Below are 16,862 nucleotides of genomic sequence, written 5' to 3'. Positions count from 1 at the left end.
CTCCTAATTGCCCGGAGCATCAAGTTGGTGTCCAGGACTGCGCACGTCGCAGGGCGCGAAGGTCGTCGCGTCCGTTGCGCGCGCGACCGGCTCCACATGAGGCAGCGCCTTGTCATTGCGATAGGTGATTGCAAGTTCCGCCCCCACCGACGAAAGACATGAGCGCAGCCGGAGGCGATGCTCTGTGCATTGGCGATGCCGATGATGAGCCCGCGTTTGCCCGAGAGGTCGACGATGGGGGACATCACAAGCGTTCTACAGCGGCGCTGTCAGGTCGCAGAACCGACAGCGCCTCGTCGGCGATGACGCTCTCTTCGTCCGTCGCGATGACCAGTATTTTGACGCGCGCGCCTGCGGCGCCAATCGACCGGGCATTGACGGCGTTTGCGGCCTCGTCCAGCTCGAGCCCGAGCCAGCTGAGACGACGCGCGACCGCGGCGCGCACCGGCGGCTGATTTTCGCCCACGCCCGCCGTGAAGACGACAGCGTCGAGCCCGCCGAGCGTGGCCGCGAGTCGGGCGATTTCGCCGGCGATGCGAAAGCAGAAGAGTTCAAGCGCCTCGGCGGCTTCGGGGGCAGCGCTTTCGATCAATTCGCGACTGTCGGCGCTGATCCCGGAGATGCCGAGGAGCCCGGAGCGACGATAGAGCAGATCCTCGACATCGGCCGGGCTCATGCCTTTCTGCATAATGAAATGTAGAACAGCGCCAGGATCCAGCGCGCCGCAGCGGGTCGCCATCGGAACCCCATCCAGGGCGGAGAAGCCCATACTGGTGTCGCAGCTGCGGCCGCCCGCCAATCCGCACAAACTGGCGCCACTGCCAAGATGGGCGACCACGACGCGCGCGCCGGCGAGTTCGGGCTCGCTTTTCGCAATTTCGCTTGCGATAAACTTGTAGGAAAGTCCATGGAAACCGTAGCGTTTCACACCTTCGTCATGCAGGGCGCGCGGGATCGCGAAGCGACGAACGAGGTCCGTCTGGGTGCGATGGAAAGCTGTGTCGAAAGAGGCCGCTTGCGGCAGCCCGGGTCGCAAGCGGCTGATCGCGCGGACGAGCCGCAACCCCTGCGGCTGATGCAGCGGCGCGAGCGGCGTCAGGGCTTGTAAGGTTTCGAACGCCGTGTCGTCGAGCCGGATCGGTCCGGCGAAGGTGTCGCCGCCATGAACGATGCGATGGCCGGCGGCGGTGATCTGATCCATATCGTAGTGCCAGGACAGCCGGCGGAAGGCCTCGCCGAGCACTTCATGCAGTTCGGCGGCAGGGTCGGATTCAAGCGCCACATCGAACCTGTCCTGTCCCTCGAGAAGACGAAACTGAAGGGGCGGCTTGTGGAAGTCGATCATTCCCTTCCCGATGCGCCGCGCCCCATCCCCTTCGAGGGCGAACAGGCCGAGCTTCACCGTGGACGATCCCGCGTTGAACGTGACAAGCATGCGCTGGCTCATGCGGGTTTTACTTCCTGAGACCGGCGAAATGCGACGAGCTTGGCAAGGGCAGCGGAGGCGATGCGGGTGCGCAAGGAATCGGCTCGGCTCGTCAGGATGATCGGCACGCGGGCGCCGAGCACGAGCCCGGCTGCGTCCGCGCCGCCGAAATAGATCAGTTGCTTCGCCAGCATGTTTCCGGCCTCGAGATCCGGTACGAGCAGAATATCTGCCTGACCGGCGACCGGCGAGATTATACCCTTGGTGCGCGCTGCGTCGGAGTTGATGGCGTTGTCGAAGGCGAGCGGCCCATCGACGCGTGCGCCCGTGATCTGGCCGCGAGCCGCCATGACAGTCAGCGCGGCGGCGTCGAGCGTCGATGGCATGCGGGAGTTGACGGTCTCGACGGCAGTAAGGACGGCAACGAGCGGTTCGACGACGCCGAGCGTGTGCAGAAGGTCGACTGCATTCTGGCAGATGTCGCGCTTGTGATCGAGAGTCGGCTGAATGTTGATCGCCGCATCGGTAACGACAAGCGGCTTCGAGTAGGCGGGCACGCTCATCGCATAGACATGGCTGACGCGACGATCTGTCCGCAGTCCGGAATTCTCGGCGATAACCGCTCCGAGCAGTTCGTCGGTATGCAGACTACCCTTCATGAGCGTGGCGACGCGACCGCCGGCGGCAAGCTCGACGGCGCGGGCAGCAGCCGCGTGGCTGTGCTCGACGGCTTCGATCGGGATACCATCAAGCGAGACGCCGGCCTCCTCAGCCGCAGCCCTGATTTTGGCCTCGGGCCCGACGAGAAGCGGCTCGAGCAAACCCTCGTTACGGAGCTCCACCGCGGCAAGTATGGCATCAGGCGAGCAAGGATGGACGATCGCTGCCTTGAGCACTGGCAGGGCGCGAGCCTCGTTGACGAAATGCTCGTATCGGTGACGCCGTACCAGTGCAACGTCGGGGAGCTTCGCGCGCGGCCATTCGACGGTGCGGTCCGGAGCTAACACGGTCGCCGAGCCGTTCAATACCTCCTCGCCGCGCTGGTTCGCGCAGCGCGTGTCGAGTACGACGATGCGCTGCTCCGGCCACTTCTCCCGGACGATGACGGTGACAGTGATCGTATCTCCGGGGGAGACCGGTTTGCGGAAGCGTAGATCCTGCTCGAGATAGATCGTGCCCGGGCCCGGCAGCTTCGTGCCGAGCACGGCCGAGACCAGCGCGCCGGTCCACATCCCATGAGCGACGATATGTCCGAAAATATCGGTCGACGCGAAGACGGGATCGAGATGAGCGGGATTTACATCGCCGGACACGGTGGCGAAAAGATCGATGTCGTCGCGGCCAACGACGCGCACGAGGGAAGCACTCTCGCCGATCGTGAGGTCGTCGAAGGTGCGATTCCTGAGTAGAGATTGATCCAAGTCTGCCTCAGTGTTGATGAACACAGGTTCCCGATGCGCCAGCTCTGCGGTTAAAGCGTAGCTTCCCCGCGTATCAGTACATGTGCTGACCGCCGTTCATGGCGACGTTGCTGCCGGTCATGAAGGCAGCGGCATCACTCGTGATGAATGCTACCATCGCTGCGATCTCATCCGGCTGACCAAGGCGGCCGACTGGTATCGCATCGATGATCTTCTGGCGTACGTCCTCGCGCACCGCCATCACCATCTCGGTGGCCAGGTAGCCAGGCGAGACGGTGTTGACCGTCACGCCCTTGCGCGCCACCTCTTGCGCCAACGCCTTGGTGAATCCATGCACGCCGGCCTTGGCAGCCGAGTAATTGGTCTGGCCAAACTGGCCCTTGCTGCCATTGATCGAAGAAATGTTTACGATGCGTCCCCAACCTCGCTCCACCATCGGATCAATGAATGGCTTGGTGACATTGAACAGGGAGTCCAGGTTGGTGCGCAGCACGGCATCCCAGCCGGCCTTGTCGAGCTTGCGCAGCGTGGCATCGCGGGTGATGCCGGCGTTGTTCACCAGAATGTCGATCCGATCACCATCGGCGTGGATGCGCCGCGCCAGTTGCTGCGTCGATTCGTATTCGGACACATCCACCCCGTAGGCGGCGAATGTATAACCCTGTGTTGCTTGCGCTTGCTGCCACTGGTCAATCGTGGTGTTGCCCGGCGTATGTGTCACGATTACGCGGTGGCCGACGTCGTGCAGAGCACGGGCGATCGCGGCGCCCAATCCCCGGTTGCCTCCGGTCACCAGGGCTGTTCGCTGAGAGGTACTCATGGCGACCTCCTCACTTTTCGGCCTTGCTCTTGGGCGTGGCGGCTGGTGCAGACCAGGGCTGTGTCCATGGCTGAAAAAGCTGCGCAAAAGAAGCAGCGTCACCACTAGCACCAAGTGTCTCGGAGACAGACGCCTGCCAGGTCGCGAGCGCCTGGCGCAGGCCATCGACAAAGGCGGCCTGGCCCCTGGTGGCGGTTTGAGCGATTGCTTGGGCATCGCCAACGCGGCCCTGATACAGGCACCGGAACGCCTCGGATGGCAAGGTCGCGAGCGCCTGCCAGTCTGCCGCCTGCTGAAGCCTCTGGATGCGCGCAGTGGTTTCCTCTACGCCGCCAGCGCTGAGCTGTTGCATGGCTTCTAGCCAGCGATGTCCGCTTTCTTGCAGCAAACGAGTGATCTGTAGCTGTAGCTCGGCGTTGGCTTTGTAGAGTTGGATGGGCAGTTCGCTGTTCATTGCAGTGCTCCACGGTCACGTTGTGCCCCATTGGGGGCGGCTATGGACCATTCCTTGCGAGGTGACCCGATTGAACCGCGGCGGCTCTGTCTCCGCCGCGGATGGCCATGTCACGTCATTGCCACGTATGTCCCGGGCGCGTCGCCAAGTGGTGTGTACGTGCTGCCGCCCATGGCAGGTGGCGCTACGCGCCCGGCCGAGCGCTGCGCCAACCACTGCTGCCAGGCCGGCCACCAGGAACCCTCGTGCAAAGGCGTCTCGGCGCGCCACATCTGCGGATCGACGTAGCGCTTGCCGGCGGCACGGGTGGCAATCTGGAAGCTGCGCCGGGGATGCCCCGGCTCGCTGACCACGCCGGCGTTGTGCCCACCGCTGGTGAGCACGAAGGTCAACTCCGCATCACTGAGCAGGTGCATCTTGTACACAGAGGGCCAAGGAGCGACGTGATCGCGCACCGTGCCGACGATGAACATGGACACGTCGATGTCGGCGAGCGCCACCGGCCTCCCGTCGACCTGATAGCGTCCCTCTGCCAGATCGTTGCCCAGATACAGTTGCCGCAGGTACTCGCTGTGCATGCGATACGGCATGCGGGTCACGTCGGCATTCCAGGCCATCAGATCGTTGAAGACTTGCCGCTCACCCAACAGGTATTCGCGAACCTGTCGTGACCAGATCAGGTCACGCGAATTGAGCATCTGGAACGCGCCAGCCATCTGCCTGCCGTCAAGATAGCCCTTGTCCCACATGCCGGCCTCGAGCCACGCCAGTTGGCTCTCGTCGATGAAAAGCGCGATCTCGCCAGATTCACGAAAGTCGGTCTCAGACGCTAGCAGCGTCAAACTTTGCAGATGTTCGTCACCATCGCGCGCCATCGCAGCAGCAGCGATCGCCAACAAGGTACCGCCCAGGCAATAGCCGACGGCTTGCACCTTGCGCTCAGGCACGATGGCCGTGACCGCGTCCAACGCGTCCATGACCCCCAAACGCCGGTAGTCGTCCAGGCTGAGGTCGCGATCGGCTGCGGTCGGGTTCTTCCATGAAATAATGAAAACCGTATGCCCCTGGTCGACCAGATACTTCACCATCGAGTTGTGCGGCGACAGGTCGAGGATGTAGTACTTCATGATCCAGGATGGCACGATCAGGACCGGCTCGGCATACACATCAGGTGTCGTGGGTGTGTATTGGATCAGTTCGATCAGGTGGTTGCGGTACACCACCTTTCCTGGTGTGACCGCCACGTCCTTGCCAACCTCGAACCCTTCGACCCCTGCTGGCGCATCGTTCAGCGCGAGACGCCGCGCATCATCGAGGAAGTTCATCGCACCGCGCCACAGGTTGGCGCCACCGCTATCCGCGATGGCGCGCAGCACCTCGGGGTTGGTCCAAATGAAATTCGCAGGCGACCACATGTCCAGCCACTGCCGCCCGGCGAAAGTGACCAATCTCTCGTGATGGCGGGACACGCCGCGCACGCCGGTGGTGGCATTGTGCCACCACTGCTGCTGCAGCAAGAAGCCCTGGTGAATCACGTTGAAGGGCCATTGCTGCCAAGCAGAATCGGCGAAGCGCCGATCCTGCTCCAGCGGCTCAATGCAAGTCGGGCAGTCGTGCGCACTTGCCGCGCGCACTGCATAACGCGCGAGTCGCTGCTGCTTGTGCAGCCCCTTTTCCAGCAGGTTGCGCTGCTTGCCCGGTGAAAGACTCAGGTGCAGCGCCCAGTCATACCACGCCAACAAGCCCGCCGCCGGCGACAACCCGCCAGTGCCACGTGCCCGCAAGGCGTTAGCAACCGCATCCAAGGCATCGGGGGGCGCGCTTTCAAGCGATGCCGACGCGGGCTTGTCAATCATGGCAGCAGTGTTCATCACCAGCCCCGTTTAGTAAGTGACATATTACTATCTAATCGTCTTTGCGCGAATGTGCAACCCACGTCGCCGACGACAGTTCTTCTGGGGCATCGGCACGCGCGGGTTTCTGGCTGACGCCGCCGAGTCGCGCTCAGCGACTTTCCACGCAAGTGACGTCGCAACGCATCGAACCAAGCCGAACCAGACCACCGTTACCTATGATCACAGCCTCGCTCGTTCTGTCCCGAATCGTCAGATTGACCTTCTTCCGGGAAGACATTTGACGATTATTGAAGTAATACATCACTCACTATGTGGAGATCTGAACAGTGAACGAACGCCCTCAATACCTGCGCGCCGAAGAACGGCGAGCCGCCACCGTACAGGCCGTTGTGGATCTGGCGGCCGAGCAAAACCCGGCCGAGATTACGACCACCGCAATTGCGGATCGAATGGGCTTGACGCAGGGCGCGCTGTTTCGCCACTTCCCCACCAAGGACGCGATCCTGGAAGCAACCATGTCCTGGGTCAGTGAACGCCTGCTGGCCCGCGTGGACAAGGCGGCCGAAGGCGCGGCGACCCCAGCGGCGGCCCTCGAAGCCATGTTCATGACGCACATCGATTTCGTGGCAAGGCACCCGGGTGTGCCAAGAATGCTGTTCGGGGAGTTGCAACGACCGGGCGAGACCCTTCCGAAGCGAATGGTCCAGACCTTGATCCGTCAGTACGAACAGCGGCTGCGTCGCCTGATGGAAGCAGGCAAGGCGCAAGGCGAACTGAATGCGGAACTGAATGTGGATGCCGCGGCCGTGTTGTTCATCGGCACCATTCAGGGATTGGTCATGCAGTCATTGTTGGCCGGCAAGGTTAGTCGGATTCGCCGTGACGCCCCAGCCGTGTATGCCATCTATCGCCGTGGCATTGAAGCTGCGCAATGAAAGCTCTCTGCTTCCGGGGTTAAGGCGCACCAGCGTCAACCTTTACTCGGCAACGCCCTTTGCGTCCGGTCTCGGGCTGCCGCTGATCCTCTCTTCGCTACTGCCATAGAAGGCTAGGGCAGGAGAGCTTTCCTGCTCCGGACTGGGCACACTTGACAAATCGCGCCGTCATTAGATAGTAATAAGTTACTTTCTAATGACGGCATATATGGTCCGTCGGCAAGCTCGTCTTCGCCCGGGTGACCGACGTGAAGCGACGGTCCAAACCGTCGTTGACCTTGCCCGCAAACAAGATTCTACGGATCTCACGACCGAAGCTGTCGCCAAACGGTTGGGAGTTATCCAAGGACGCTTTGATCGACCGCCCAAGGAATCGTGGGTTGGCGTGAGTGTAGAGCGCCATGCTGACGATGGGCCTCTGCAACCTCTGGAGTAGATATAAATGAAGGACGCCCTGATTAATTATCGCCGAAGCGGTCAAGTAAATCGCTTCGTGCTACTAATTTCAGTGTTCACAACATTTGTGATGGGGATTTCGGTTGCCCCTGTAATGGCAGAGCAGATGTCGCCTGCCCACAATATTACGGACGGGCGTCCGTGGAAGATGACGATGGACGATGGCCGCGTTACCACCCTTGTCCTTTTTGAAAACGGCAAAGGCAAGATGACCGGCGGGCCTGTGGAATTGTCTCCGAAATGGAGAGCGACGCCAGATGGCCTATGCCTCAAACCCGGCACCCTGCTTCCCGAGCGGTGCGTGCAATTGGTGCGATCCAACAATGGATATATCGGCATGAGGGCTGGCGAGCAGCTCTTCAAGTTGGAACGATAGGCTACGCTTCACAAGAGCGAATGGGGCGAGGTCGATGTCTAAACATAGAATAAATGTGGCTATAAAAGCCTCCGGTGTAGCGGCAATTCTATTTGGAATAGCCACGGTCGTTTCGGGTGGAAACGCTATTCTCGGTCTTCATGGGATAATCGAATCTAGCGAGAAAATTGTACCATTCGTCTTATATTTTAATTTTCTTGCTGGATTTACATACATCATCATCGGGATTGGTTTGATGTTGCGAAGCAGATGGGCGCCTGCATCCGCGGTCTCTGTAGCTGTTGCTACTGTCATAGTCTTTGCTGGCTTTGGTGTGTGGATCTTCCAGGGTGGCGCTTACGAAATGCGAACTCTCGTTGCCATGAGCCTGCGGACCACATTTTGGTGTATCGTGAGCATTGTCGCATTGGTCGCGCGCAGTGCTTATTCAACTTCGCCAATTACGGAAACTGGTTCGAGATCAAATAATCCCGATTGTCCTGGGAAGGAGATGCCGCGTCACGGCAACGACAATATACTGTAGAATGGTAGCCGACAATACATCGCTGCCCAAAAGTCGACCACCGAACCTGTTACGAAATGGGGGTGGATGAGGTTACTTCGGCCGCACTCCAGCCGCCTCCGATCGCTTTGTACAATGCTACCAACTGAACGGCAGCTGTCGTCTGCGCACGCACATTTGCAATTTCGGCCTCGTGCAGGAGACGCTGGGCCGCAAGCCATTCAACTCGCGCGATGTCGCCGGCAGTAAAGCGCGTTTCAGCATGACGAAAGCTGCGGCGTGACGCCTCCAGCGCCGCTTGACGAAGTGCAAGCGCATCCAGTCCCGCTTCATAGTCGCCCAAAGTGCGCTCCGCATCGCCCAGCGCTGTCAGTACGGCCTGCTCATAGCCCAGCGCGGCCTGCCGCTGAGCAGCCTTCCGGGCACGGATCTCTGCGCGCACACGGCCTCCATCGAACAATCGCCACGAAATGAGTGGGAGGATGGAGAAGCGGCTGCTGGATGAGTCGAACCAGTCGCCGGGACTGAGCGCCTGGAATCCGCCCCCAGCGCCAATGGACAGCTTGGGGAACAGCTCCGCGGTAGTCACGCCGATATCGGCGGTGCTGGCGGCCAGCCGCCGTTCGGCTGCCAGAATATCGGGGCGGCGACGCAATATGTCGGCACGTTCGCCCACGGGCAGCGCCGGCAGTGTAAGGGTCGACGCGGCGGTATCGAGCAGCTTTAGTTCCCGTTCCGGCGGTGAGCCGAGCAGGGCGCCAAGACCGAGCACCGCCCCGCGCTGTCGAGCCTCGATGCCTGGTAGCATGGCACTGGCCGCGGCCCATCGCTCATAGGCTGCATCCACGTCGGCACCGGAAACGTCGCCGAGAGCGGCACGGCTGCGCATGAGGTCCAGGGTCTGTTGCAGGGTTGCGACCGTCGCCTGCTGCGTACGCAATTCCTCTCTGGCGCCGGTCGCCTCGAACCACGTGCGGGCGACTTCGGCCGCGATCCGCATGCGAACGCCCAGCGCTTCGGCTTCCGTTGCCTGCAAGCGGGCGCTTGCGCCTTCCAACGCCCGCCGATTGGCGCCGAACAGGTCGAGTTCCCAGGCCGCGTCAAAACCGGCATCGTAGATTGTCTGCGACGCTTCGAGGCCGGGAATGACGCCAATGGGCAGCGGGCCATTTTCACTTTGCCGACGCCGGTTCACGCTAGCGCCCGCGGAAACAGCGGGCAGTTGCTGACCAGCGGCCCGATCCCGCAGCGCGCGCGCTTCGTCGATACGCGCCGCCGCCTGGCGGATATCCAGGTTTTCAGCGAGGGCGGTGTCGACCAATCGCTCCAATTCAGGATCGCCAAGTGTTGTCCACCAGCGCGTAAGGTCCGTTGGCGCAGGCGCCTTCGGAACGGGCCGGGTCCAGCCGCTGCCCGTATCAATGGAAGGTGGCACGCGATAGTCGGGACCGACGACGCAGGCGGTCAACGAGGTGCAGCCGAAGATCAATACTATGAAATTCGGCCATCGAGAGGAAGGTCCGCCCGGATCCGCCAAAGATTCTGACTGGCGATAGTGGATCAAACTCATTGCAGACGTCCTCGAACGAAGATGATGGCCATGGTCAGCGACACCAGGGCGATCAGCGCCAATGGCCAAAGGCTGGCAAGAATATCGCCGGGCGACATTGCCTTGAGAAAGCTGCCTTCCACGATGATCAGGAAATGGGTGAGTGGAATCGCCTGCGCCAGCCATTGCAGCACTGTGGGCATGTTCTCGACCGGCGTGGCGAAGCCCGACATCAGAACGGCGGGCACGCCGATGGCGAAGGCGCCAAGGATGGCCTGCTGCTGGGTCGCGCTGATCGCGGAAATCATCAAGCCGATGCCCACCACCGACAGGATGAACAGGACCAGGCTGACAAAAAGCAACCCAAACGAGCCGTTAAACGGAATCTGGAACGGCCCGGCCGCTGCCGCCATCATCAGAAGTCCGAGCATGGTGCCGATGACCAGCGCCGGCAGCGACTTGGACACGATGATTTCCGGCGTGGAGGTCGGTGACACCAGCAACTGGTCGAACGTACCCAGTTCGCGTTCGCGGGCGATCGACAGCGAGGTAATAAGCAGCGCGCTGAAGAAGGCCAATATGCCGGAGAGACCGGGTACGATGAACCAGCGGTACGTCAGATTGGGATTGAACCAGTTGCGCACCGCCGCTGGCGTTGCGGGACCGGCGTCGGCGTTGGCCTCCGCTCCAACCTCGGCAGCGATGGCAGAGAGATAACCGGTGGTGATCTGCCCTGAATTGCTCCGCCGGCCATCGATCAGCACCTGGATGCGACCGTTGTCGCCGGCAGCAATGGAGCGCGAAAAGTCTGGCTGGATATCGAGCGCCGCGATCACCTTGCCCTGGTCGATAAGCTGGCGCAACGCCTGGCTGTCGGTCACGTGATGGACTTTGGCAATGAACTCGGCCCGGTCCAGCCGTGTGATCAGTTCATACGACCAGCGGCCCGCATCCTGATTGTGCACGGCGATATCGACATTGCGCACTTCAAGCGTGGCGGCGAAAGCAAACACCAGCAATTGCAACAGTGGCGGCACGAACACGACCATCCGGCTGCGCGGGTCGCGCAGGATGCTCAGGACTTCCTTGATGAACTGCGCCCGCAGTCGGGTGAAAGCGAAATAGCTATTGTGTTGCGCCACGGCCTCTCACTCCAGATTCTTGCGCGTGGCGCGTTTCGCCAGGAGGAAAAACAGGATTCCGATTCCGGCCATCGCCAAGAGGTTTGGCACAAAGACCGCCCAGATGTCTCCGGCCAGAAAGATGGTCTTCAGCGAAGACACGAAATAACGTGCCGGGATCAGCCAGGTGATGGCCCGGATCGGCGCTGGCATGGCGTCGATCTCATAGAGAAAGCCCGACAGCATGAATGCCGGAAGAAAGCCGGAGAACAGTGCAATCTGTGCAGCCAGAAACTGATTGCGCGTAACAGAGGAGATCAGCAACCCTTGGCCGAGCGCAGGAACCATGAACGTGGCCGAAAGCAAAAGAAGAGCAGCCAGCGATCCGCGCAGTGGCACGTCGAACACGAAGACCGCCAGCACCGTGGCGCCAAGCGTGGACAACATACCAAGCGCAAAATAGGGCAAGAGCTTTCCAATGAGGATTTCAACGACAGAAGCGGGCGTTGAAAGCACCGCTTCCATCGTGCCCCGTTCCCATTCGCGTGCGACCACGAGGGCGGTCAGCATGGTGCCAATGATGGTCATGACGATGGCGATGGCGCCGGGTACGAGCGAACGGCGGCTTTCCAGCTCTGCGTTGAACCAGTAGCGGGGTTCCAGTGTTACGCCTGCCGGGGATGCCTCGACACCAAGGCCGTTCCGCCAGGTCTGCACGACGCCCTGCGCATAGTTCGTGACATAGTTGGCGGTATTGGGTTGCGAGCCATCGGTGATGATCTGCACGAGAGGCTGAGCTCCACGATTGGCCAGCCGTTGCTCGAAATCCTGCGGAATCACGACAAAGCCGCGCAGGCTGCCGGAGACGACCCGGTCAGCGACCTCGCGCCGGTCATGGGCGAAGGTAACGTCCAGATAGCGTGTGCCGGCGAATGCGGCGGCCAGTGATTGAGCTGACGCGGATTCGGATTCCTGCACGACGCCAATGCGCACCGCACGCACGTCCAGCGACACGGCATAGGCAAACAGAAATAACAGTACGACCGGAAGGACGAAGGCGATCAACAGCGTGGATGGATCGCGCATCGCCTGCAGGCTTTCCTTGAGCACCAGCGCCCAAAGACGCTTTGGGTCGAAGCGGCGCATGGCCTCAAGAGGCACCCGGTGATGCGGGCGCGGTTCGTTCACGCCGTTCATGCGGTCGTCCCGCTGCGAGGGTCGTCAGCGAGATCTTCGGCTTCGACCAGATGAATGAACGCGTCTTCCATGGTCGGGTCCGGCCGAAGATCACTGACAGCGCCGCGCTTGAGAGCGTCCGGCGTATCGAGCGCGATCAGCCGGGCGCGATAAAGCATCGCAACCCGATCGCAATATTCTGCCTCGTCCATGAAATGGGTGGTGACCATCACCGTCACGCCCTTGCGGGCAAGACCGTTGATATGGGTCCAGAATTCGCGCCTAGTGATGGGATCGACGCCTGAAGTCGGCTCATCCAGGAACAGCACGGGCGGGCGATGCATCACCGCGCAGGCCAGTGCTAGGCGTTGCTTATATCCGAGCGGCAGCGAATCCGGCGCCGCCGACAACCAGGTCTGCAGACCGAAGATTTCGACCATCTCCGCGATCCGCGCCTGCCGCGCTGCGCCTTCCAGGCCATATACGCCTGCGGAGAACTCCAGATTTTGCCGCACGGATAGCAAACCATAGAGCGAGAACTTCTGCGCCATATAGCCAAGCTGGCCCTTGGCCGCGCCGGTCGCCCGGCGCAGATCGAGGCCCACCACATGCGCCTCTCCGCTGGTGGGTTTGAGCAGGCCGCACAGCATTTTGAACGTCGTCGATTTGCCAGCGCCGTTCGGCCCGAGCAGACCAAAGATTTCTCCCTTGCGGACCTCGAAGCTCACAGTGTCGGTGGCTGTGAAAGCACCAAAGCGCTTCGTCAGATCGCGGCAGGAAACGGCGACGTCCGAAGCAAGCTCGACAGGAGGCAACCCCTCGGCGAGCGCCGATGTGCCGCCGGGGCCGCCGCCAAGAAGGTCGATGAAGGCGTCTTCGAAGCGGGCGGGCACCGCCCTGAGCTGCGCCTCGACCCGATCGGCAAGCGCGGTTATCTGTTCGGTTCCCGAATGCGCACGCAACACCATGCGTACGCCGGCACCCTGGATTACCCCATCGCTGACGCTTTCCAGATTCAGTGCTTCGGCAAGCACGGCCCGGCGGCTATCGCCGACCTGCTCCAGGCGAAAGCTTCGGTCTGTAAGGCGCGCCGTCAACTCTCCGGGCGGTCCGTCATAAGCGAGTTGCCCTTCGTTGAGCAGCAATACGCTGTCGCAGCGCTCGGCTTCGTCGAGGTAGGCGGTCGACCAGACCACAGCCATTCCTTCGTCGGTCAACGCCTGCACCATGCGCCACAGGTCCTGACGGCTGACCGGGTCGACGCCGACGCCGGGTTCATCAAGCAACAGTACGGCAGGCCGGGCCATCAGGGCGCAGGCGAGACCCAGCTTTTGCTTCATGCCGCCGGAGAGCTTGCCCGCCAGGCGTTCGGTAAAGGGGGCAAGGCGCGTGAAGTCGAGCAATTCCGCGAAAAGATCAGCGTTCCTGTCGGCATCCATGCCGCGCAACTGCGCATAGAGCCGCATATTCTCCATGACCGACAAGTCTTCGTAGAGACCAAAGCGCTGCGGCATGTAGCCGGTTGCGACGTGGATGGCGTCATTGTCGCCCACCACATCGAAACCCGCCACCGTGGCGTGGCCACTGTCCGGTGTCAGCAGACCTGTCAGGATGCGCATCAAGGTGGTCTTGCCTGCGCCGTCCGGTCCAACCAGCCCGGTAAGGCAGCCGTACCGGATATGTGCGTTCAAGCCCTGCAATGCATGCACGCTGCCAAAATGCTTGTTCACCCCGTCGATGACGACCGCGACCTCACTATTAGGGTCGCGAGGCGGGTCCGATGTTACGCTACCCGACACGTTAATGGCCTGTGGTGCGCGCGTTGGAGGCTTTCCCGGCATCGACCTCAATGGTCACCGGCATGCCCTGGCGCAGCGCTGCATCTGCATTGATCACCACGATCCGCAGGCGATAGACGAGATCCGTGCGCAGATCCGCGGTCTCTACCGTTTTTGGCGTGAACTCGGCGCGCGGGGAAATGAACCCGATCTGACCTTGATAGAGTTTGTCGGAGGAGTCGCTGCGAACGCGCACTCGCATCCCGGGCGCAATGCGCCCCAGATCCGGTTCACCGATGTAAGCGCGCACATAAACCGGTGCGTCAAGACTGACACTGTAGACCGGGCTCTGGCTGACAACCATGCTGCCGGGTTCGCGCACCCGGGCGATTATCGTGCCAGTGCTTGGCGCAAGCAGCACGGTGTCTGCAAGGGCGGTGGCAGCTTGTGCTCGTGCCGCTTGTGTGGCGGCCAGGCGGGCTTGCCCCGCTGCGATATCTTCTTTGCGGAAGCCCTCTGCAGCTTGCGAATGGGCTGCCCGGGCCGCATTGACACTGGCCACGGCCTGATCGCGCGCGGCGCGAGCAGTATCGGCCGCTTTTTGACTCGTGGCCCCCGACGTGAGCAACTGGCTCTGACGATCGAAATTGCGCTCCGCCTCCCTGGCGACGGCCAATGCCTGATTGAGGACCTCTTGCGTCTGTGCGATCTCTTGCGGCCGCAGGCCGCGGCGCAATTTGTCGAGTTCCGCCTGTGAAACATCCACAGACGCGTCTGCAGCCGCGAGTGCTTCCTCGAATGGCTGTGCGTCGAGGCTTGCCAAGCGCGCGCCCGCTTCGACGTGATCTCCTTCATCGAAGTGCATCCGCACTACACGGCCCGACTGACGGAAGGCCAATTGAACTTCCCGAATGTCGACATTGCCATACAGGCGCAGTGCATTGTCGTCGCGGTCGCCGCTCTGCATCCACAGCCATCCAGCACCAATTATCGTGATGACGGCGGCAACAATGATGACCCGCTTTGCGACGCTGGATAGGCGGATACTCTTCATTGCACCGTTCCGATACCGCGCAGATAAATGGCAAATACGCCGGGCGCATCGCCACGGATGCGTGTGACATCGCCCGCCAGCATGGATCGCATGACGAGTCCCTGGACCGTGCCGATGAACAGGGTAGCTGCGGCGTCTGGATCGAGATCTGCATGCAGTTCGCTCCGTGTCTTCCCTGCTTCGAGCAAGCCACGAAGCCGCTCGCCGTTGTGGCGGATCAACGTCTGGGCCATCCGCTTCGGAAGAGTCTCCCCCGGACGTTGCAACTCCCCAAAGAGCATTCTTGGCACCCCCGGGTGTTCAGACACGAAATCGATATGCGTCACGAAGACCGCCTCAAGGGCTGCGATTGGAGACGTGGCTCCTTCTGCGGCCTCATCCACACGGGCGAGCAAGCGCTCGGCCACCCAGGACATGACTGCCTCCAGGATGGCATCCTTGGTCGGGAAGTGGCGGAACAGCGCCCCCTGGGTCAGCCCCATTCGCTGCGCGATGGCCGTCGTTGTGATGTCGCTCGGATTCTGTTCTGCAGCCAGATCGACCACAGCCTCCACGGTTGCCGCCCGTCGCTCGTCAGCGGGAAGATGCTTGGGATGTCCACTCATGGCTTGCACTCGTAAAAGAAAGTAATTTATTACTATCTATCTGCTATGGGTGCATACCACAAGAGGGAACCGCGAGGGGGTAATTGTCATCGACAGCAAGGCCGTTATCCCGGTCGCCCGGTACTGGTCGATCCTATGTGAATGGAAACGAGGGCGCCTGCTTTCTCCCTGTGGGAGGGGCCGGTTACGTCATGAACTCAGCGGGATATAAGTGGAGCTACGCCACCTCCGATATTTCGTTGCCGCGGCGGAACATGGCAGTTTTCGCAAGGCTGCGTCGGCGCTTGGCATCCGAGAGTCAGCGGTCAGCCGTCGAATCCGCGATCTTGAGGATGACTTGGGCGCCTCGCTCTTTCAGCGGCACAATGGCGGTGTCATTCTGACGCTGGCCGGGCAGCGCTTCGTGCGGCACGCGCGAAAGGCACTTCGGCAGATCGAGTATGGTGCAAAGGACGTCGCGACGATCGGACGCTCCGAAGACGGTAGGATCAAGATCGGGATATTCTCCTCGCTCGCCTCGGGCTTCCTGTCGGAGTTGCTGCGTGCTTATGATAAGGGTCACGCGCAGGTTCGAATCGAGCTGATAGACGGCGATCCGGCGGATCATGTTTCGGCGATTCGTCAGTTGCGACTTGATGTTGCGTTCATCACCGATACGTCGCAGTGGCCCGATTGCGAAGTCGATCAGCTTTGGTGGGAGCGGGTATTTGTTGTCCTTCCCGCTAACCACTCGCTCTGCGGCAAGGCGGAACTCAACTGGCGCGACCTCGTCGGCGAGCGGTTCATTGTAAGCGACGGGGCGCCGGGGCCGGAGATTCACGACTACTTGGTGCAGCGCCTCGCTGATCTTGGACGGCATCCGGAAGTTGACACACAATATGTCGGTCGAGACAATCTTCTCTCGCTCGTAGCGGTCGGCCGAGGTCTAACGCTGACAAGCGAAGCAACTACGGTCGCACAGTTCCCAGGAATCACATATCGACCGATCGCGAACGAAGTTCTGCCCTTCAGCGCAGTGTGGTCGCCCCGGAACGATAATCCGGCCTGCCGTCGATTGCTCAGTCTCGCGCGTACATTATCCCGATCAACAAGAGCAACAATCATTACTGCGATGCTTTTGACTTCCTCGCTTTCACAAATCCCCGATCCGTGGCTATGAATCGCTCCAGCATAGGAACAATGAGACGGACCGGATCGGCCGATGCCTGTCCCGACTCGCGGCCGAGGATCTCGGCATAGGCCATGAGGTCGCGATGGAGCGCGGCAGGCAGCTCCAGCGCGACCTTGACGGGTTTATCGTCCGCAATGGGGCCGAGTTTCAGCTTAGTCATGG

Annotated in this window: 16 protein-coding genes and 1 pseudogene; 4 read left to right on the top strand and 13 right to left on the bottom strand. The window is 61.3% G+C overall.

Features of this window, described 5'->3' with window-relative positions; translation table 11 throughout:
* Positions 1-15 precede the first annotated feature (15 nt).
* From OSH10_RS09210 to OSH10_RS09185, 6 genes and pseudogenes are all read right to left on the bottom strand, one after another.
* Positions 16-245, bottom strand: a pseudogene (locus tag OSH10_RS09210) (SDR family oxidoreductase); the annotation flags it as partial.
* Positions 245-1,447 carry an acetate/propionate family kinase gene (locus OSH10_RS09205; RefSeq protein WP_029075190.1) on the bottom strand — a complete coding sequence of 401 codons (1,203 nt, stop codon included), beginning with the start codon at positions 1,445-1,447 and terminating at the stop codon, positions 245-247. The gene OSH10_RS09205 and the pseudogene OSH10_RS09210, both read right to left, overlap by 1 nt.
* Positions 1,444-2,871 (bottom strand): bifunctional enoyl-CoA hydratase/phosphate acetyltransferase, encoded by a 1,428-nt coding sequence (locus OSH10_RS09200; protein WP_266331360.1) that lies wholly within the window; start codon positions 2,869-2,871, stop codon positions 1,444-1,446. The genes OSH10_RS09205 and OSH10_RS09200 overlap by 4 nt, the downstream gene beginning before the upstream one ends.
* 49 nt (positions 2,872-2,920) lie before the next feature.
* Positions 2,921-3,667 (bottom strand): acetoacetyl-CoA reductase, encoded by a 747-nt coding sequence (phbB, locus tag OSH10_RS09195; protein ID WP_029075192.1) that lies wholly within the window; start codon positions 3,665-3,667, stop codon positions 2,921-2,923.
* Between the two features lie 10 nt (positions 3,668-3,677).
* Positions 3,678-4,121: a phasin family protein gene (locus OSH10_RS09190; RefSeq protein WP_029075193.1), complete on the bottom strand. Its 444-nt coding sequence runs from the start codon at positions 4,119-4,121 to the stop codon at positions 3,678-3,680.
* A 110-nt stretch (positions 4,122-4,231) separates the two neighbouring features.
* A complete protein-coding gene (locus OSH10_RS09185; protein ID WP_266331359.1) occupies positions 4,232-5,992 on the bottom strand; it encodes a PHA/PHB synthase family protein in 1,761 nt (586 codons plus the stop codon).
* A 311-nt stretch (positions 5,993-6,303) separates the two neighbouring features.
* Between OSH10_RS09185 and OSH10_RS09180 the strand changes: the two genes are divergently transcribed.
* From OSH10_RS09180 to OSH10_RS09170, 3 genes are all read left to right on the top strand, one after another.
* Positions 6,304-6,912 carry a TetR/AcrR family transcriptional regulator gene (locus tag OSH10_RS09180; RefSeq protein WP_029075195.1) on the top strand — a complete coding sequence of 203 codons (609 nt, stop codon included), beginning with the start codon at positions 6,304-6,306 and terminating at the stop codon, positions 6,910-6,912.
* A 442-nt stretch (positions 6,913-7,354) separates the two neighbouring features.
* On the top strand, positions 7,355-7,744 hold the full coding sequence (locus OSH10_RS09175) for a hypothetical protein (RefSeq protein ID WP_266331358.1): 390 nt from the start codon (positions 7,355-7,357) through the stop codon (positions 7,742-7,744).
* A gap of 34 nt (positions 7,745-7,778) precedes the next feature.
* On the top strand, positions 7,779-8,267 hold the full coding sequence (locus tag OSH10_RS09170) for a hypothetical protein (protein WP_210162806.1): 489 nt from the start codon (positions 7,779-7,781) through the stop codon (positions 8,265-8,267).
* Between the two features lie 49 nt (positions 8,268-8,316).
* On the opposite strand, the gene OSH10_RS09165 is transcribed toward OSH10_RS09170, so the two are convergent.
* The 6 genes from OSH10_RS09165 to OSH10_RS09140 are packed head-to-tail and all read right to left on the bottom strand — an operon-like array spanning position 8,317 to position 15,529.
* Entirely contained in the window at positions 8,317-9,816 is a 1,500-nt protein-coding gene (locus OSH10_RS09165; protein WP_266331355.1) for an efflux transporter outer membrane subunit, read from the bottom strand.
* Complete coding sequence (locus OSH10_RS09160) at positions 9,813-10,937, bottom strand: ABC transporter permease (RefSeq protein WP_029075197.1); 1,125 nt, start codon at positions 10,935-10,937, stop codon at positions 9,813-9,815. Before OSH10_RS09160 ends, OSH10_RS09165 begins: the two co-directional genes overlap by 4 nt.
* A gap of 6 nt (positions 10,938-10,943) precedes the next feature.
* Positions 10,944-12,062, bottom strand: a complete 1,119-nt coding sequence (locus tag OSH10_RS09155) for an ABC transporter permease (protein ID WP_245407713.1) — start codon at positions 12,060-12,062, stop codon at positions 10,944-10,946.
* Between the two features lie 47 nt (positions 12,063-12,109).
* Positions 12,110-13,933 carry an ATP-binding cassette domain-containing protein gene (locus tag OSH10_RS09150; protein WP_210205452.1) on the bottom strand — a complete coding sequence of 608 codons (1,824 nt, stop codon included), beginning with the start codon at positions 13,931-13,933 and terminating at the stop codon, positions 12,110-12,112.
* Positions 13,893-14,924: a secretion protein HlyD gene (gene hlyD, locus OSH10_RS09145; protein ID WP_110781237.1), complete on the bottom strand. Its 1,032-nt coding sequence runs from the start codon at positions 14,922-14,924 to the stop codon at positions 13,893-13,895. The genes OSH10_RS09150 and hlyD overlap by 41 nt, the downstream gene beginning before the upstream one ends.
* Positions 14,921-15,529 carry a TetR/AcrR family transcriptional regulator gene (locus OSH10_RS09140; protein ID WP_029075201.1) on the bottom strand — a complete coding sequence of 203 codons (609 nt, stop codon included), beginning with the start codon at positions 15,527-15,529 and terminating at the stop codon, positions 14,921-14,923. Before OSH10_RS09140 ends, hlyD begins: the two co-directional genes overlap by 4 nt.
* A 211-nt stretch (positions 15,530-15,740) precedes the next feature.
* Between OSH10_RS09140 and OSH10_RS09135 the strand changes: the two genes are divergently transcribed.
* A complete protein-coding gene (locus OSH10_RS09135) occupies positions 15,741-16,688 on the top strand; it encodes a LysR family transcriptional regulator (RefSeq protein WP_266331353.1) in 948 nt (315 codons plus the stop codon).
* Here the strand turns inward: OSH10_RS09135 and OSH10_RS09130 are convergent.
* A complete protein-coding gene (locus OSH10_RS09130) occupies positions 16,633-16,860 on the bottom strand; it encodes a DUF2274 domain-containing protein (RefSeq protein ID WP_029075203.1) in 228 nt (75 codons plus the stop codon). The two genes, OSH10_RS09135 and OSH10_RS09130, sit on opposite strands and share 56 nt — an antisense overlap.
* Positions 16,861-16,862 lie beyond the last annotated feature (2 nt).

The sequence above is a fragment of the Kaistia defluvii genome (assembly GCF_026343955.1).
In the GTDB taxonomy this organism is placed as follows: domain Bacteria; phylum Pseudomonadota; class Alphaproteobacteria; order Rhizobiales; family Kaistiaceae; genus Kaistia; species Kaistia defluvii.
Note: the sequence above shows the minus strand (reverse complement) of the source record. Positions and strands in the feature narration are given on the sequence as shown.

What these genes read in the sequence shown, in the direction of transcription:
- OSH10_RS09205 (WP_029075190.1), bottom strand. Translation starts at nt 1,447, where the DNA reads ATGAGCCAGCGCATGCTTGTCACGTTCAACGCGGGATCGTCCACGGTG.
- phbB (WP_029075192.1), bottom strand. Translation starts at nt 3,667, where the DNA reads ATGAGTACCTCTCAGCGAACAGCCCTGGTGACCGGAGGCAACCGGGGA.
- OSH10_RS09190 (WP_029075193.1), bottom strand. Translation starts at nt 4,121, where the DNA reads ATGAACAGCGAACTGCCCATCCAACTCTACAAAGCCAACGCCGAGCTA.
- OSH10_RS09185 (WP_266331359.1), bottom strand. Translation starts at nt 5,992, where the DNA reads ATGAACACTGCTGCCATGATTGACAAGCCCGCGTCGGCATCGCTTGAA.
- OSH10_RS09175 (WP_266331358.1), top strand. Translation starts at nt 7,355, where the DNA reads ATGAAGGACGCCCTGATTAATTATCGCCGAAGCGGTCAAGTAAATCGC.
- OSH10_RS09170 (WP_210162806.1), top strand. Translation starts at nt 7,779, where the DNA reads ATGTCTAAACATAGAATAAATGTGGCTATAAAAGCCTCCGGTGTAGCG.
- OSH10_RS09165 (WP_266331355.1), bottom strand. Translation starts at nt 9,816, where the DNA reads ATGAGTTTGATCCACTATCGCCAGTCAGAATCTTTGGCGGATCCGGGC.
- OSH10_RS09155 (WP_245407713.1), bottom strand. Translation starts at nt 12,062, where the DNA reads ATGCGCCGCTTCGACCCAAAGCGTCTTTGGGCGCTGGTGCTCAAGGAA.
- OSH10_RS09150 (WP_210205452.1), bottom strand. Translation starts at nt 13,933, where the DNA reads ATGCCGGGAAAGCCTCCAACGCGCGCACCACAGGCCATTAACGTGTCG.
- hlyD (WP_110781237.1), bottom strand. Translation starts at nt 14,924, where the DNA reads ATGAAGAGTATCCGCCTATCCAGCGTCGCAAAGCGGGTCATCATTGTT.
- OSH10_RS09140 (WP_029075201.1), bottom strand. Translation starts at nt 15,529, where the DNA reads ATGAGTGGACATCCCAAGCATCTTCCCGCTGACGAGCGACGGGCGGCA.
- OSH10_RS09130 (WP_029075203.1), bottom strand. Translation starts at nt 16,860, where the DNA reads ATGACTAAGCTGAAACTCGGCCCCATTGCGGACGATAAACCCGTCAAG.